Source organism: Janthinobacterium sp. SUN033 (assembly GCF_030397595.1).
In the GTDB taxonomy this organism is placed as follows: domain Bacteria; phylum Pseudomonadota; class Gammaproteobacteria; order Burkholderiales; family Burkholderiaceae_D; genus Janthinobacterium; species Janthinobacterium kumbetense.
The window spans coordinates 250,536-265,878 of record NZ_JAPQNV010000007.1 but is presented as its reverse complement, the minus strand read 5'-3'; the positions used below and the strand labels follow the sequence as shown (position 1 = coordinate 265,878).

General features: G+C 61.4%; 16 protein-coding genes and 1 rRNA gene. 13 read left to right on the top strand and 4 right to left on the bottom strand.

Annotated elements, in window-relative coordinates:
- Positions 1–3 precede the first annotated feature (3 nt).
- Positions 4–116: ribosomal RNA gene (rrf, locus tag OX460_RS26760) — 5S ribosomal RNA — on the top strand.
- Positions 117–176: 60 nt separating this feature from the next.
- Here the strand turns inward: rrf and OX460_RS26755 are convergent.
- From OX460_RS26755 to OX460_RS26740, 4 genes are all read right to left on the bottom strand, one after another.
- Entirely contained in the window at positions 177–521 is a 345-nt protein-coding gene (locus tag OX460_RS26755) for a DUF1840 domain-containing protein (RefSeq protein WP_034749443.1), read from the bottom strand.
- A 180-nt stretch (positions 522–701) separates the two neighbouring features.
- A complete protein-coding gene (locus tag OX460_RS26750) occupies positions 702–1,247 on the bottom strand; it encodes a hypothetical protein (protein ID WP_289900467.1) in 546 nt (181 codons plus the stop codon).
- A 64-nt stretch (positions 1,248–1,311) separates the two neighbouring features.
- On the bottom strand, positions 1,312–2,832 hold the full coding sequence (locus tag OX460_RS26745) for a YifB family Mg chelatase-like AAA ATPase (protein ID WP_289900466.1): 1,521 nt from the start codon (positions 2,830–2,832) through the stop codon (positions 1,312–1,314).
- 114 nt (positions 2,833–2,946) lie between these two features.
- A complete protein-coding gene (locus OX460_RS26740) occupies positions 2,947–3,195 on the bottom strand; it encodes an accessory factor UbiK family protein (RefSeq protein WP_035824443.1) in 249 nt (82 codons plus the stop codon).
- A gap of 269 nt (positions 3,196–3,464) precedes the next feature.
- Here OX460_RS26740 and OX460_RS26735 point away from each other — a divergent pair, with 269 nt between their 5' ends.
- From OX460_RS26735 to OX460_RS26680, 12 genes are all read left to right on the top strand, one after another.
- Positions 3,465–4,232 carry a TorF family putative porin gene (locus tag OX460_RS26735; protein WP_251350963.1) on the top strand — a complete coding sequence of 256 codons (768 nt, stop codon included), beginning with the start codon at positions 3,465–3,467 and terminating at the stop codon, positions 4,230–4,232.
- A gap of 11 nt (positions 4,233–4,243) precedes the next feature.
- On the top strand, positions 4,244–4,582 hold the full coding sequence (locus OX460_RS26730) for a P-II family nitrogen regulator (protein WP_010393464.1): 339 nt from the start codon (positions 4,244–4,246) through the stop codon (positions 4,580–4,582).
- 11 nt (positions 4,583–4,593) lie between these two features.
- Complete coding sequence (gene amt / locus OX460_RS26725; protein WP_289900465.1) at positions 4,594–6,132, top strand: ammonium transporter; 1,539 nt, start codon at positions 4,594–4,596, stop codon at positions 6,130–6,132.
- 204 nt (positions 6,133–6,336) lie between these two features.
- Positions 6,337–7,635, top strand: coding sequence for a glutamate--cysteine ligase (gene gshA, locus OX460_RS26720; protein ID WP_289900464.1), 1,299 nt, complete (start codon positions 6,337–6,339; stop codon positions 7,633–7,635).
- Between the two features lie 97 nt (positions 7,636–7,732).
- Complete coding sequence (gene gshB / locus OX460_RS26715) at positions 7,733–8,689, top strand: glutathione synthase (protein ID WP_289900463.1); 957 nt, start codon at positions 7,733–7,735, stop codon at positions 8,687–8,689.
- A gap of 14 nt (positions 8,690–8,703) precedes the next feature.
- Positions 8,704–9,108, top strand: a complete 405-nt coding sequence (locus tag OX460_RS26710) for a PTS fructose transporter subunit IIA (RefSeq protein ID WP_035824452.1) — start codon at positions 8,704–8,706, stop codon at positions 9,106–9,108.
- Between the two features lie 92 nt (positions 9,109–9,200).
- Positions 9,201–9,470 (top strand): HPr family phosphocarrier protein, encoded by a 270-nt coding sequence (locus OX460_RS26705; protein ID WP_034749416.1) that lies wholly within the window; start codon positions 9,201–9,203, stop codon positions 9,468–9,470.
- 44 nt (positions 9,471–9,514) lie between these two features.
- On the top strand, positions 9,515–11,257 hold the full coding sequence (gene ptsP / locus OX460_RS26700) for a phosphoenolpyruvate--protein phosphotransferase (protein ID WP_077408955.1): 1,743 nt from the start codon (positions 9,515–9,517) through the stop codon (positions 11,255–11,257).
- 135 nt (positions 11,258–11,392) lie between these two features.
- Positions 11,393–12,592, top strand: a complete 1,200-nt coding sequence (locus OX460_RS26695; RefSeq protein WP_289900462.1) for a homoserine O-acetyltransferase — start codon at positions 11,393–11,395, stop codon at positions 12,590–12,592.
- A complete protein-coding gene (gene metW, locus OX460_RS26690; protein ID WP_099665555.1) occupies positions 12,589–13,200 on the top strand; it encodes a methionine biosynthesis protein MetW in 612 nt (203 codons plus the stop codon). The genes OX460_RS26695 and metW overlap by 4 nt, the downstream gene beginning before the upstream one ends.
- A complete protein-coding gene (locus tag OX460_RS26685; protein WP_289900461.1) occupies positions 13,200–14,459 on the top strand; it encodes an AmpG family muropeptide MFS transporter in 1,260 nt (419 codons plus the stop codon). The genes metW and OX460_RS26685 overlap by 1 nt, the downstream gene beginning before the upstream one ends.
- Complete coding sequence (locus tag OX460_RS26680; RefSeq protein ID WP_289900460.1) at positions 14,440–15,342, top strand: M48 family metallopeptidase; 903 nt, start codon at positions 14,440–14,442, stop codon at positions 15,340–15,342. Before OX460_RS26685 ends, OX460_RS26680 begins: the two co-directional genes overlap by 20 nt.
- Position 15,343 lies beyond the last annotated feature (1 nt).

The window sequence follows — 15,343 nt, the reverse complement described above, 5'->3', positions numbered from 1 at the left end:
ATGCCTGATGACCATAGCAAGTTGGTCCCACCCCTTCCCATCCCGAACAGGACCGTGAAACAACTTTGCGCCGATGATAGTGCTGCAACCAGTGTGAAAGTAGGTTATCGTCAGGCTTGTTATATAAAAAAACCCCGCGTGTGCGGGGTTTTTTTTCGTCTGCAGCATTCATCGGATCAGATGCCCCAGGTGATGCTTTCATTTTCCGCCTTGGCCGAGCGCAGCATTTCCATCAAGGGATAGGCGCGCTGCGAAAAATGTACTTTTTGCGCGCGCGCATGAGCGCCCGTTTCGCCATCTTCCAGCGTTTCCGGGGTATGCGCATCGTGTTCGATGTCGTTTTCCGGATGCAATTTGCTTTCCGCGACTTCTTTTTCCAGCAGGGCCAGGGCATCGCCCGCTTCCGCTGGCGTGATGACGCCGCGCGTGGGGTTCTTGTGCAGGATGTCGAGGATGCGTTGGGCATGTTCCTGGTACATCAGTACTTCTGGGGAGGATTTGGATTTGAATGAGATCAACATAAGCGCTTTCTGAAACTTGTTGTTAGTGTCGAAACAATATCACGACTTGAAATGTCGCACAGGCCGTCCGATTGCCCGGATTGCACATTTGCAAGCCGGATAGGGCCATCTGTTGGACAACGCACGTATTTACAAGAGCGTGTTTACCGTGAAAACATCCGTTTAAGCGATCGTTAAGTCTCAATCCAGTTTCACCGAGTCCATGAAAGTGTCGATGGTGTCACGCGACAGCTTGCTTTCTTCACCGAGTATGATGATCTGGAAGATGTGTTTGTCCTGCGCCACAAAACGGCCGACCAGCAGGACCGGCTTGCCCTGCTGCGTTCCCGTCGCTTCGACGCTCAGCGCGCTGCGTTGATGGCTGCCGGCCGCCGTGCTGCTGGCCGTCGATGCGGATTTCTCGCTGCGCACGACACCATTGATATTTTTCAACAGGGCTGTCTGCATGGCGGGCAGGGCCGTTTGTGCCTGTTCCGCACTGTCGAGCACGGCGCTGCCGATGGCGAAGGTATTGCCATCGACCTCGCTCGCCGTCATGGTCAGGCTGACTTTCTTGCCGTCGAGATCGATCTCGCGCGTCAGCACGGCCGGCTTGCCCGGAAACAGGGCCGTAAACTGGGCGTCGGGGCTGCGATAGTCGCGCCAGTCGAATTTCGGACTGCAGGCGGACAGGACGCTGGCGGCCGCGAACGTAGCCAGAAAGAGGGCAAGTGATGTTTTTTTCATCAGCAGATGGTAGCAGCGCTGCCAATCACGCGCAATCGCGCACGTGCGGGGTTCACCGCTTGCCTTATATCTCGCGCAGTACGCGCCGGTACTGGATCGCTTCGGCAACATGCGGTTGCGTGATGGCGGGGCTGCCCGCCAGGTCCGCGATACTGCGCGACACGCGCAGCACCCGGTGGTAGGTGCGCGCCGACCAGTGCAGGCGCGTCATGGCGCCATGCAACAACTGTTCGCCATGTGGTTCCAGGCGACAATGTTGTTCGATTTCTGTGTTGCTCAGCTGCTGGTTCGCTTTTCCCTGACGTGCCAACTGCAAGGCATAGGCTGCCGCTACCCGCGCGGCGATCGCTTGCGTACTTTCGCCGGCGCCTGCACGTCGCCCCAGCGCCGTCGGCGGCATGGCGGCCACTTCAATCTGCAGGTCGATACGGTCGAGCAGGGGGCCCGACAGACGATTGTGATAGCGCAATACGGCGTCTGGCGTACAGCGGCAACGACCGGAAGCGTGGCCCAGATAGCCGCACGGGCAGGGATTCATGGCGGCGATCAATTGAAAACGGGCAGGAAACTCGGCCTGGCGTGCCGCGCGTGAAATGCTGATCACGCCCGATTCCATGGGCTGGCGCAGCACGTCGAGCACCCGGCGGTGGAATTCGGCAATTTCATCAAGAAACAGCACGCCGCAGTGGGCCAGCGAGATTTCACCTGGCCGCGGCACGTTGCCGCCGCCCACCAGGGCTACGCCGGACGCCGTCTGGTGCGGGGCGCGATAGGGCCGCCGTTTCCAATGCTCCACCTTGAAGTGGCTACCCAGCGAATGCACGGCCGCCGATTCCAGCGCCTCTTCATCGCTCATGGGCGGCAGCACGCCGGGGAAGCGGCTGGCCAGCATGGTCTTGCCTGCGCCCGGTGGTCCCACCATCAGGATGTTGTGACCGCCCGCTGCCGCCACTTCCAGTGCGCGTCGTGCCTGCAGCTGCCCTTGCACGTCGGCAAAGTCGGGATAGGGAAAAGCGTGCGGTGCCAGCACGGGCTGGTGGCGTTGCAGGGCAGTCTGGCTGGCGTGCCTGGCAAAATGCGCACAGACCTCGAGCAGGCTGTGGGCGGGATAGATGCAGGCATCGCTGACGAGAGCCGCCTCGTCCGCGTTCGCCTGCGGCAAGATGAAGGCGCGTGGCGTGCCCGACTGGCTGCGCTGCATGGCAAAGGTCATGGCCAGGGCGCCGCGGATGGGACGCAACTGGCCAGACAGCGACAGTTCGCCCGCGAATTCATAGTGCTGTAATTGGTCGCCCGGCAACTGGCCGGAGGCAGCCAGGATGCCCAGTGCGATGGGCAAGTCGAAGCGGCCCGATTCCTTGGGCAAGTCTGCCGGCGCCAGATTGGCCGTGATGCGCCGCGCCGGCATCTCGAAGCCGCAGTTTTGCAACGCGGCACGCACGCGGTCGCGCGACTCCTTCACTTCCGTATCCGGCAGGCCGACTATCGTAAACGAAGGCAAGCCATTGGCAAGGTGGACTTCGACACTTACCTCGGGCGCCTCCATGCCGGCCAGGGCGCGGCTTTTCAGGACGGCCAGGCTCATCAGACTCCCCTGTAGCGCGGACGCGGGCAGGATCAGTCTAGCGCTTGAAAAGGTGTGAGGCTTGAGGTATGCCAGCAAGGTCGCCGATTACGGCGCCCTGCGTGCAGCAGCGGTTCAGGCTTTTGGATCGTTCAGGCGCGTTTCCAGTTCGATCAGACGCAATTCCAGTGCATCCAGTTTGGCACGGGTCTTGGCCAGTACTTGCGCCTGGATATCGAATTCCTCGCGCGTGACGAGATCGAGGCGGGCGAAGCCCTGGGTCATCATCGATTTCACATTTTTCTCGATATCCTTGGCCGGCGAGTTTTCGATGGCTTGATGGATCTTGCCCTGCAAGTCGTTAAAGAAGGTATTCATGTCCATGGTCAGTCCTTTTATGGTGCGGCCGGTGCATCGCACCATTGCGGTGCACAGCGGCGTTAATCTGGTGCGAAACTGGGCGCTTCATTGTGCTTCAGCAGTCCGTTGCCGCATTCCTGGCCGTGTGCAGGGTATGTATGGACGGAAATGCACCTGTCAAGGTGGCAATAGAGCTGGCACGTATTCTGCTAAAGAAGGTATGAACGCTTTGTGATCTCCAGCCAAGATTTTAAACCTCAACCGCTTTAAAAGTTCAATAAAAGGGAATCGCCATGAAGAATCTGTCCAAGAACATGACTTTAGCTGCAGCGTTGACGCTGGCCATGACCGCCTTGTGCGGTAGCGCCATGGCCCAGGATGCAGTGGCGGCGCCTGCTGCGGCCGAAGCGGTACCTGATAACGTGGTGAGCTACAACGTGGCGCTGACCAGCGACTACCGTTACCGCGGCATCTCGCAAAGCCGCTTGAACCCGGCCATCAGCGGCGGTGCCGACTATACCCATAACCCGACGGGCCTGTATGTGGGCACCTGGCTGTCGAGTATCAAATGGATCAAGGACGGCGGCGGCGATACCAATCTGGAATGGGATATCTACGGCGGCAAGCGGGGCGAGATCAGCAAGGATTTTACCTATGACGTGGGCGGCCTGTACTACTTCTACCCATCGAATGGACTGAGCACCAATGCCAACACCTTCGAGCTGTACGGCCAGCTGGGCTATGGCCCCGCGTACATCAAGTACTCGCATTCGACCACCAATCTGTTCGGCGTGGCCGACAGCAAGAACAGCGGCTACCTCGACGTGGGCGCCAACGTCGAGGTGCACGACGGTTACATCTTGAATCTGCACGCCGGGCGCCAGAAGGTTGAGCACAACGATTCCCTCAGCTACAGCGATTACAAGATCGGCGTGACCAAGGACTTCGGCATGGCGACCGTTGCCCTGGCGGTCGTCAAGGCCAATATCGTATCGTTGGCACCGAATGGCAAGAATCTGGCGAAATCCGGTCTCGTGCTGACCGTATCGAAAACCTTTTAAGCGAGACAGCCATGAAAATGATTACTGCAATCATTAAACCGTTCAAACTGGACGAAGTACGCGAAGCCTTGTCGGCTATCAATGTGCAAGGCATTACCGTCACGGAAGTCAAGGGTTTCGGCCGCCAGAAAGGTCACACGGAACTCTACCGTGGCGCCGAGTATGTCGTTGATTTCTTGCCAAAAACCAAGATTGAAGCGGCCGTCGATGACGCCATTGTCGACCAGGCCATCGAAGCGATCGAAGGCGCCGCGCGTACCGGTAAAATCGGTGATGGCAAGATTTTCGTCTACAACCTGGAACAGGTCATCCGCATCCGTACCGGTGAAACCGGCAACGAAGCGCTCTAAGGGGAATATTGATGCATAAAAATATAACAAAATTGCTAGCCGGGATAGCCTGTCTGTGTGCGTTTGGTGTCGCCACGCCGAGCTTTGCCGATGCGCCCGCCAAGACGGAGGCTGCCACGACCGCGGCCGTCGCCGCTCCGGCCGTGACGCCCGTGCCTGACGCCGCCGCTCCGGCTGCCGCCGCTCCGGCCCCGGCCGCTGCCGCGCCAGCCGCCGCGCCCGTTGCCAACAAGGGCGACACCAGTTTCATGATGATCAGCACCTTGCTGGTGATCTTGATGACGATCCCCGGCCTGGCCCTGTTCTACGGCGGCCTGGTGCGCTCGAAAAACATGCTGTCGGTGCTGATGCAGGTGTTCATGGTGTTCGCGCTGGTCATCGTGCTGTGGTGCATCTACGGCTACTCGATCGCCTTCACGGAAAAAACCGCCTTCTTCGGTGGCTTCGACCGCCTGTTCCTGAACGGCATCTGGGATCCGGCCAAGGGCACGTTTGCCGCCGCCGCCACCTTCAGCAAGGGCGTCGTCATTCCCGAGTTCGTCTTCGTCGCTTTCCAGGGCACATTTGCCGCCATCACCTGCGCGCTGATCGTCGGCGCCTTTGCCGAGCGCGCCAAGTTTGCCGCCGTGCTGGCCTTCGTCGTGCTGTGGTTCACGTTCGCCTACCTGCCAGCGGCCCACATGGTGTGGTTCTGGACCGGTCCTGACCTGATCACCAATGCCGCCACCTCGGCCAGCGAAGCCCTGAAGGCGGGCTGGATCTGGCAAAAAGGCGCGCTGGACTTCGCCGGCGGCACCGTGGTGCACATCAACGCCGCTGTCGCCGGCCTGGTGGGCGCCATCATGATCGGCAAGCGCGTCGGTTACGGCCGCGAATCGATGGCGCCGCACTCGCTGACGATGACCATGATCGGCGCGTCGCTGCTGTGGGTGGGCTGGTTCGGTTTCAATGCCGGTTCCTCGCTGGAAGCAGGCGACGTGGCGGCTTTGGCCTTCGTCAATACCTTGCTGGCAACGGCTGCCGCCACCCTGTCGTGGGTGTTTGGCGAATGGATTTCCAAGGGCAAGCCTTCCATGCTCGGTGGCGCGTCCGGCGCCGTGGCCGGCCTGGTGGCGATCACCCCGGCGGCCGGCTTTGTCGGCCCGATGGGCGGCCTGGTCATCGGCTTGCTGGCCGGTGTCGTCTGCCTGTGGGGCGTGAATGGCCTGAAACGCCTGATCGGCGCCGACGATTCGCTCGACGTATTCGGCGTGCATGGCGTGGGCGGTATCCTGGGCGCCTTGCTGACGGGCGTGTTTGCTGCACCACAACTGGGCGGCCAGGGCATCTTCGACTATGTCACCAACAAGATGTCGGCGGATCCGTACTCGATCGGCCATCAGGTGTGGGTGCAGGCGCAAGCGGTCGGCACCACCATCCTCTGGTCGGCCCTGGTTTCCCTCGTTGCCTATAAACTGGTCGACATCGTCATCGGCCTGCGCGTACCGGAAGAGGAAGAGCGCGAAGGCCTCGATATCACCAGCCACGGCGAGCAAGCTTATCATGGCTAAATAGCAATTATCTGGCATGCCAGCGCCCCGGCGCGGCATGTCCTGCTGGAAAAGGCGCCTCATTGAGGCGCCTTTTTTTCGTTATGGGAATGGAAAAGGTCTTTAAAACAAGGCTTTTGCCCCGATTTGGGGTACTTACACGGTAATATAGTCGGCAGTTCTGTGTGCTTTTTTGAATACTGCACATAATTTAAGGATGTAACTATGGTTCCCCATCTCGTCACGGCCCTGACCGGACCGCTGCTCGACCTCGAAAAAAAGATTCTGGCCGCGACGCCGGCCATTGAGCGCTGGTTTCGCATGGAGTGGCAAGAGCACACGCCGCCCTTCTATTGCTCGGTAGACTTGCGTAATGCGGGCTACAAGCTGGCGCCCGTCGATACCAATCTGTTCCCTGGCGGTTTCCACAATCTGGCGACGGAAATGCTGCCCTTGTCCGTGCAGGCGGCCATGGCCGCCATCGACAAGTATTGCCCGGATGCCCGCAACCTGCTGATCGTGCCGGAATTGCACAACACCACGCCGCAATACCTGCAAAACGTGGCGCGATTGATGCAGATCTTCCGCCAGACGGGGCTGCACGTGCGCTTCGGTTCCTGGTCGCCCGACATCACCCAGCCGACACCGTTGGCGTTGCCAGATGGCAACATGCTCGTCATCGAGCCCCTCGTGCGCCTGAACAATGGCCGCCGCCTGGGCTTGAAGGATTTCGACCCGTGCACGATTCTGCTGAATAACGACTTGTCGGACGGCATTCCCGATATCTTGCAAAATATTCATGAGCAAAGCCTGCTGCCGCCCTTGCATGCGGGCTGGGCCTTGCGCCGCAAGAGCAACCACTACACGGCCTACGATGAAGTGGTGAAAAAATTCGGCAAGATGATCGATGTCGACCCGTGGATGCTCAACCCCTTCCACGCCAAGTGCAGCGACGTGAACTTCCAGGAAGGCGAGGGCGAAGATGCGCTGGCCGCCAGCGTCGACGTGCTGCTGGCCAAGATCCGCAAGAAATACAAGGAATACGGCATCAAGGAAAAGCCCTTCGTCATCGTCAAGCCCGATGCGGGCACGTATGGCACGGGCATCATGACGGTGCGCGACGCCGGCGAAGTGCGTGACCTGTCGCGCAAGCAGCGCGACAAGATGTCCATTGTCAAGGACGGCAAGGTTGTCACCGATGTCATCATCCAGGAAGGCGTGCCGACCTTTGAAAGCATCAAGGATGCCGTGGCCGAGCCGGTCGTGTACATGATCGACCGCTATGTGGTGGGCGGTTTCTACCGCGTGCACGCGGAAAAGGGCGTGGACCAGAACCTGAACGCGCCCGGCTCGCAGTACGTGCCGCTGGCATTTGCCCAGCAGCATGCCGTGCCGGACTTGAAGGCCAAGCCGGGCACGGCCGCGCCGAACCGCTTCTATGTGTATGGCGTGGTGGCGCGCCTGGCCTTGCTGGCCGCGTCGCTGGAAATGGAGCGCACGGACCCGAATCCCGAGGTGTATTGATCCATCCCTGCGGCTTGCCGGGCGCGGTGACTACCGCGCCCGGCGATCTCGGCTAGAATCAAGCATTCCTTATCCAGGCTCCCCGATTGGACGCACCATGAAAATTGCATTCCTTGCCGACCCGCTGGCAGGCTTCAAGACTTACAAAGATTCCACCTTCGCCATGATGCGCGAGGCGGCCAAACGCGGCCACGCCGTGTACGCCTTCGAACAGAAGGACATGGCGCTGGAAGAGGGCATCGTCACGGCACTGGTGAAACATATCGAGCTGACGGGCGACGAGCGCGACTGGTACAAGGTCGTTTCCACCGAAGAAGTGCGCCTGTCGGCCCTGGACGCCATCATCGAGCGCAAGGACCCGCCGTTCGACATGGAGTACGTGTACGGTACGTATCTGCTGGAACTGGCGGAAAAGCAGGGCGCGCACGTCTTCAACAAGCCGTCCGCCATCCGCGACAACAATGAAAAGCTGGCCATTGCCCAGTTTTCCGAATTCACCTCGCCGACCCTGGTGACGTCGAACGAAGCGCGCCTGCGCGCTTTCCACGCCAAGCACCAGGACGTCATCTTCAAGCCGCTCGACGGCATGGGCGGCACGGGCATCTTCCGCGTCAAGGCCGATGGCCTGAACCTGGGCGCCATCATCGAGATCCTGAGCGAGAATGGCGCGCAGACCATCATGGCGCAGCGGTTTATTCCCGACATCGTCAAGGGCGACAAGCGCATCCTCGTCATCGGCGGCAAGCCGGTGCCGTTTTCGCTGGCGCGTATCCCGCAGGCGGGGGAAGTGCGGGGCAACCTGGCCGCCGGCGGCACGGGCGTGGCGCAACCCTTGACGGCGCGCGACCTGGAAATCGCGGAAAAGCTGGGCCCGATCCTGGCCGCGCGTGGCCTGATGCTGGTAGGATTGGACGTGATCGGCGACTATCTGACGGAAGTCAATGTCACCAGCCCGACTTGCTTCCAGGAAATCATGCAGCAGACGGGCTTTGACGTGGCGGCCATGTTTGTCGACGCCGTCGAGCATGGCGTTGCGCAAGCGCAGCAGCGCTAGAAGGTGAAATGACTATGGTAGGGATTTTGCTCATGACACATGCACCGCTGGGACAGGCCTTCATCGCCGCCTGCGCGCATGTGTTTCGCGGGCCAACGGAACGGTTTGAAGCCATCGACGTCGTCGCCGACCAGGACCTGGCGGAAGTGCAAAAGCTGGCGTCGGACGCCATCTGCCGCCTCGACGACGGCTCCGGCGTGCTGGTGATTACCGACGTGAAGGGCGGCACGCCGTCGAACTGCTGCAACAAGCTGGCCGATGCGGGGCGGGTGGAAGTCATCGCCGGCATCAGCCTGCCGATGCTGCTGCGCGCCATCACGTATCGCCGCGACACGCTCGACGTGGTGGTGGAGATGGCGCTGGCCGGTGCGCAAAGCGGCGCCGTGCGCGTCGATAACCGCATCCGCGTGGGAGAATAAGGAAGTGCATGGCCGCCGCCCTGAAGGCGGCGGTTTTTATAGGCCAAGATTGTCATCAGCGTAGTGCATTCAGGGATAGAGACCATACAAAAATGATTCAAAGAGAACTCGAAATCATCAACAAGCTGGGATTGCACGCACGCGCCTCCGCCAAATTTACCCAGCTCGCCGCCAAGTTCAAGAGCGACGTCTGGCTGACCCGCAACGCGCGCCGCATCAACGCCAAGTCCATCATGGGCGTGATGATGCTGGCCGCCGGCAAGGGCGCAAAAGTGACCCTGGAAGCCGAGGGCGATGATGAGCAGGCATGTGTCGATGCGCTCACCGCCCTGATTAATGACAGGTTTGGCGAAGGCGAGTAATGCCCGCCGAACGCAGCCGCAGCCGCATTCCGACAGGTCACCCCATGGCATCTTTCACGCTCCACGGCATCCCGGTCTCCCGCGGCATCGCCATTGGCCGCGCGCATCTGCTGGCGCCGGCCGCCCTTGACGTCAAACACTACCTGGTCGCCCAGGAACAGATCGAAGCGGAAGTCCAGCGTTTGCAAAACGCCATCGCCGCCGTCCACAAGGAGCTGCAAACCCTGTGGAACGAGCTGCCGAAGGACGCCCCCACGGAACTGGGCGCGTTCATCGACGTGCATGCGCTGATCCTGTCGGACCCGATGATCGCCGAAGCGCCGCTCGACATCATCCGTTCGCGCCACTACAACGCCGAATGGGCGCTGTTGACGCAGATTGATGAATTATCGGCGCAGTTCGACGAAATCGAAGACCCGTATTTGCGCGAACGCAAGGCCGACATCCAGCAAGTGGCCGAACGCGTGCTGAAGGTCTTGCTGGGCACGGAACAGCTGCTGCCGAAAGCGGCCGCCGACGATGAATTGCTGGCGCAGATGATTGTCGTCGCCCACGATATCTCGCCGGCCGACATGCTGCAGTTCCGCGACCGCTCCTTCATCGGCTTCATCACCGACGTGGGCGGCCAGAACTCGCACACGGCCATCGTCGCGCGCAGCCTGGATATCCCGGCTGCCGTCGGCATGTCGCAGGCGTCGATGCTGATCGAGCAGGACGACTGGCTGATCATCGACGGCGACGCGGGCGTGGTGATCGCCAACCCCAGTCCCCTGGTGCTGGAACAGTACCGCGAGCGCCAGGTGGCCATGCAGCGCGCGCGCAAGAAGCTGGGCAAGCTGAAAAAGACGCCGGCCGTCACCAGGTGCGGCACGCCGATTACCTTGCTGGCGAATATTGAACTGCCCGAGGATTGCCCGTTCGCGCTGGAATCGGGCGCCAGCGGCGTGGGCCTGTTCCGCTCCGAATTCCTGTTCATGGGCCGCGCGCACAAGATTCCCACCGAGGACGAGCAGTTCGAGGCTTACCGCAACACGGTGCAATCGATGAAGGGGCGCGTGGTGACCATCCGCACGCTCGACATTGGCGCCGACAAGCCGCTCGACCAGTCCGACCATACGGCCTTGAATCCCGCCCTGGGCTTGCGCGCCATCCGCTACTGCCTGGCCGAGCCGCAGCTGTTCCTGACGCAGCTGCGCGCCATTTTGCGCGCCTCCGCCTTCGGCAAGGTGCGCATCCTGATTCCCATGCTGGCGCATGCGTTCGAGATCGACCAGTCGCTGGCCATGATCGCGCAAGCGAAGGCCAGCCTGCGCGAGGACGGCGTCAAGTTCGACGACGAGGTCGAAGTGGGCGCCATGATCGAGATTCCCGCCGCCGCGCTGGCCTTGCCCATGTTCGTCAAGCGCATGGACTTCCTGTCGATCGGCACGAATGACCTGATCCAGTACACCTTGGCCATCGACCGCGTCGACTATGAAGTGGCGCATTTGTACAATCCGCTGCATCCGGCCGTGCTGCAACTGATCTCCATGACGATCGCCGCCGGCCACAAGGCGGGCATCGACGTGGCAGTCTGTGGCGAGATGGCGGGCGACGTGAAGCTCACGCGCTTGCTGCTGGGCATGGGGCTGCGCGAGTTTTCCATGCATCCGGCCCAGCTGTTGGCGGTCAAGCAAGAGATACTCAACAGCGATCTTGGCCTGATTGCGCCACAAATGCGCAAAATTATGCGTTCCATGGAACCAAATGTGATCGCGGAAGCTGTCCAGCAACTGCAGCTCATGTAAACTGTCACCTTATCAGCATCAGGACACCTCGCGCGCGGCAAGAGGTGTCCTGATGCTAAAGTTGCAGCACCTATCATCGCGGTGCTGCATCGACCATGGCCCGTGGGGCCGCCCCCCTTTTATAAACCGACACACATGTCATCCATTGGAATTGTTTCGCCGCAAACCATGTATTTTGCGCAACCCTTGCAGCTGCAAAGCGGAGCATCGCTGCAAGACTATATGTTGATGTATGAAACCTACGGCACCCTGAACGCCGACAAATCGAACGCGGTGCTGGTCTGCCACGCCCTGAACGCCTCGCACCACGTGGCCGGCGTCTACGTGGATGAACCGAAAAGCACGGGCTGGTGGGACAATATGGTGGGACCGGGCAAGCCGCTCGACACCAACAAATTTTTCGTCATCGGCGTCAACAACCTGGGTTCCTGCTTCGGTTCGACGGGCCCCATGCACACCAATCCCGCCACCGGCAAGCCGTATGGCGCCTCCTTCCCCGTCGTCACGGTGGAAGACTGGGTCAGCGCGCAGGCGCGGCTGGCCGATGAACTGGGCATCACGCAGTTCGCCGCCGTGATGGGCGGCTCGCTGGGCGGCATGCAGGCGCTGGCGTGGAGCATCATGTTCCCCGAGCGGCTGCGCCACTGCGTGGTGATCGCCTCGACCGCCAAGCTGTCGGCGCAAAACATCGCTTTCAATGACGTGGCCCGCCAGGCCATCCTGTCCGACCCCGATTACCATGGCGGCGACTTCTATGCCCACGGCGTGGTGCCGAAGAACGGCTTGCGCGTGGCGCGCATGGTGGGCCATATCACCTATCTGTCGAATGACGACATGGCCGAGAAATTCGGCCGCAAGCTGCGCGATGCGGCGCAGACGGGCGATTACAAGTTCGGCTTCGGCATCGATTTCGAGATCGAATCGTATTTGCGCTACCAGGGCGACAAATTCTCCGAATACTTCGACGCCAACACGTATCTGTTGATCACCAAGGCGCTCGATTATTTCGACCCGGCGCGCGCACACGGCGGTGACCTGGCCAAGGCCCTGTCGGGCACCAAGGCCAAGTTCTTCCTTGCCTCGTTTTCCACCGACTGGCGCTTCTCGCCCGAGCGCAGCCGGGAAATCGTCGAGGCGCTCGTCTGCAACCGCCGCCAGGTCACGTATGCGGAAATCGACGCGCCGCACGGCCACGACGCCTTCCTGCTGGAAGATGCGCGCTACATGAACATGGTGCGCGCCTACTATGGCCAGGTATGGAACGACATCGGGGCGGGCTTGCCCGCTCCTGCACAGCACACCGCCGTCCGCCAGGGCGCCAAGGAGACCGCATGACTTTTGACGAATTGAGCGCGCTGCGCCCCGACCTGGCCTTCATCGCCCACTGGGTGCCGGACAACGCGCATGTGCTGGACGTGGGCTGCGGCGACGGCGTGATGCTGCAATATCTGCAAAGCGACAAGGAGTGCAGCGGTTACGGCATCGAGATCGCCGACGACAAGGTATTGGCCAGTACTTTGCGCGGCGTCAATGTGATCCAGCAGGACATGGAAAAGGGCCTGGCCGTCTTTGGCGACAACAGCTTCGATACGGTGCTGTGCCTGTCGTCCCTGCAGATGATGAAGCAGGTCGAGCCGCTGCTGCGCGACATCGTGCGCGTGGGCGCCGAGGCCATCGTCTCGTTCCCCAACTTCGCCTACTGGCCGCACCGCGTGGCATTGCTGAAAGGGCGCATGCCCGTGTCGAAATCGTTGCCCTACCAGTGGTACGACACGCCCAACGTGCGCTGCGCAACCATCAACGACTTCCGCGAACTGGCCGAGGAATGCGGCCTGGAAGTGATCGAATGCGTGGCCCTGGCCGAAGGCAAGATGGTTTCCGTGCTGCCGAACCTGCGCGGCGACCTAGCCGTCTTCCGCCTGCGTAAAAAAGCGGTGCATTGATGAGCACAAGCCCGGCACCAGGCTGGCGTTCCTATGCCAATGGCCGCATGCTGGCCGTGCTGGTGCTGGGCTTCAGTTCCGGCCTGCCCCTGTTCATCCTGCTGTATCTGCTGCAGGCATGGCTGGCCAAGTCGGGATTGAACGTGAAGGCGCTGGGGCTGTTCGCCCTGGTGCAGTTCCCGTATATCTGGAAATTCCTGTGGGCGCCCCTGATGGATCGCTACCGCATCCTGGGGCTGGGCCGCCGGCGCGGCTGGATGGCCCTGACGCAGGTGGCGCTGTTCTTTTCCATCGGCGCCATGGGCATGCTCGATCCGCTCACCCAGATCGGCCTGATCGCGGCCGCTGCCGGCGGCGTGGCCTTTCTGTCTGCCAGCCAGGATATCGTCATCGACGCCTACCGGCGCGAAATCCTCAGCGATAACGAGCAGGGCCTGGGCGCCGCCGTCATCGTCAACGCGTACAAGGTGGCGGGCATGGTGCCGGGCGCGCTGTCGCTGATCCTGGCCGACCGCATGCCGTGGCAGCCCGTGTTCTGGATCACGGCCGCCTTCATGCTGCCTGGCCTCGTGTGCACCCTGCTGATCAGGGAGCCGACCGTGTATGGCTCGCCGCCGAAGACCATGCGCGAAGCGATCATCTTGCCATTCCAGGAATTCATCGCGCGCGATGGTTGGCGTAACGCAATGTGGATTCTCGCTTTCGTATTACTCTATAAAATCGGCGACAGCATGGCGACGGCGCTGGCGACGAAGTTTTATCTGGACCTGGGCTTTTCCATGACGCAGATCGGCCTGGCCGCCAACACCACGGGTTTCTGGGCCAGCCTGGCCGGCGGCGTGGTGGGCGGCGTGTGGATGCTCAAGCTGGGCATCAACCGGGGCCTGTGGGTGTTTGGCGCGCTGCAGGCGGTCGCGATTCTGGGATTCGCCTGGCTGGCGCAGGTGGGGCCGAACACCATGCTATTGAGCGCCGTGATCGGTTTTGAAGCTTTCGCCAGCCTGGGCCTGGGTGCGGCCGCCTTTGTCGCGTTCCTGTCGCGCACCACGGACCCGCGCTACACGGCCACGCAATATGCGCTGTTTTCCAGCCTGAGCGCCGTGCCGCGCACCCTGATCAATGCCTCGGTGGGCTTCCTGGTCGCCGAGCTGGGCTGGTTCTCGTTTTTCATCGTGTGCTTCTTCCTGGCCTTCCCGGCCATGATGATGCTGCCTAAAATCGCTCCATGGAGGTCTGCCAATGGCACCAATATCCCTTAAACGTTATACCGTCCTGGCCAGCCTGTGCGCGGCCACGGCGCTGGCGCCCCTGTCCGTCTACGCCCAGCAGGCAACGGTACAGGATGGCATCAAGGTGCGTCCCTTGTCGACGTCGCGCATTTTTGCCGGCGGCACCGATTTCAATGCGGAATCGAAGCAGCAATATACGCAGCTGGTCAACGAAGCGAAGGAAAAAAACGCGCTGGTGCCGGACAGCGATCCGCAAGTGAAACGCCTGCGCGCCATCGCCCAGCGCATCATCCCGTTTGCCACGCGCTGGAACGATGCGGCGGCCAACTGGAACTGGCAGATCAACTTGCTCAACTCGGACGAGGTCAACGCCTTTTGCATGCCGGGCGGGCAAATCGCTTTTTACAGCGGGATCATCACCAAACTGAACCTGACCGACGATGAAGTGGCCGTCGTCATGGGCCATGAAATTTCGCACGCCTTGCGCGAACACTCGCAAGCGCAGGCCGGCAAGGGCAACCTGGCCGCCGTCGGCTCGAAGCTGGTGGGTGCCGGCCTGTCGGCCTGGCTCGGCGTCGACCCGAATCTGACCAGCACCGCCACGAACATGGCGGCCAAGGGCGTGATGCTGAAGTTTTCGCGCGACGATGAACGTGAAGCGGACCTGATCGGCATGGACCTGGCCGCGCGCGCCGGTTTCGATCCGCGCGCCGGCGTGGTGCTGTGGCAGAAGATGGCGGCCGTGAGCGCGGGCGCGCCGCCGGAATTCCTCTCGACTCACCCGTCGGGCAAGGACCGCATCTCGCAGATGAACAGCCACATGGCGCAAGTGCTGCCCCTGTACGCGCGCAGCAAGGGCGTCAGCGTGGACGCCTTGCCGCCGTACCGCAGCAACGCCATCGCGCAGCGCTAGG

Bases quoted from the DNA above. Each gene is read 5' to 3' on its own strand.
- OX460_RS26710 (WP_035824452.1), top strand. From the start codon at position 8,704: ATGGTAGGGATTTTGCTCATGACACATGCACCGCTGGGACAGGCCTTC.
- gshA (WP_289900464.1), top strand. From the start codon at position 6,337: ATGGTTCCCCATCTCGTCACGGCCCTGACCGGACCGCTGCTCGACCTC.
- OX460_RS26685 (WP_289900461.1), top strand. From the start codon at position 13,200: ATGAGCACAAGCCCGGCACCAGGCTGGCGTTCCTATGCCAATGGCCGC.
- OX460_RS26745 (WP_289900466.1), bottom strand. From the start codon at position 2,832: ATGAGCCTGGCCGTCCTGAAAAGCCGCGCCCTGGCCGGCATGGAGGCG.
- ptsP (WP_077408955.1), top strand. From the start codon at position 9,515: ATGGCATCTTTCACGCTCCACGGCATCCCGGTCTCCCGCGGCATCGCC.
- OX460_RS26705 (WP_034749416.1), top strand. From the start codon at position 9,201: ATGATTCAAAGAGAACTCGAAATCATCAACAAGCTGGGATTGCACGCA.
- OX460_RS26680 (WP_289900460.1), top strand. From the start codon at position 14,440: ATGGCACCAATATCCCTTAAACGTTATACCGTCCTGGCCAGCCTGTGC.
- OX460_RS26695 (WP_289900462.1), top strand. From the start codon at position 11,393: ATGTCATCCATTGGAATTGTTTCGCCGCAAACCATGTATTTTGCGCAA.
- metW (WP_099665555.1), top strand. From the start codon at position 12,589: ATGACTTTTGACGAATTGAGCGCGCTGCGCCCCGACCTGGCCTTCATC.
- OX460_RS26735 (WP_251350963.1), top strand. From the start codon at position 3,465: ATGAAGAATCTGTCCAAGAACATGACTTTAGCTGCAGCGTTGACGCTG.
- gshB (WP_289900463.1), top strand. From the start codon at position 7,733: ATGAAAATTGCATTCCTTGCCGACCCGCTGGCAGGCTTCAAGACTTAC.
- OX460_RS26755 (WP_034749443.1), bottom strand. From the start codon at position 521: ATGTTGATCTCATTCAAATCCAAATCCTCCCCAGAAGTACTGATGTAC.
- amt (WP_289900465.1), top strand. From the start codon at position 4,594: ATGCATAAAAATATAACAAAATTGCTAGCCGGGATAGCCTGTCTGTGT.
- OX460_RS26750 (WP_289900467.1), bottom strand. From the start codon at position 1,247: ATGAAAAAAACATCACTTGCCCTCTTTCTGGCTACGTTCGCGGCCGCC.
- OX460_RS26730 (WP_010393464.1), top strand. From the start codon at position 4,244: ATGAAAATGATTACTGCAATCATTAAACCGTTCAAACTGGACGAAGTA.
- OX460_RS26740 (WP_035824443.1), bottom strand. From the start codon at position 3,195: ATGGACATGAATACCTTCTTTAACGACTTGCAGGGCAAGATCCATCAA.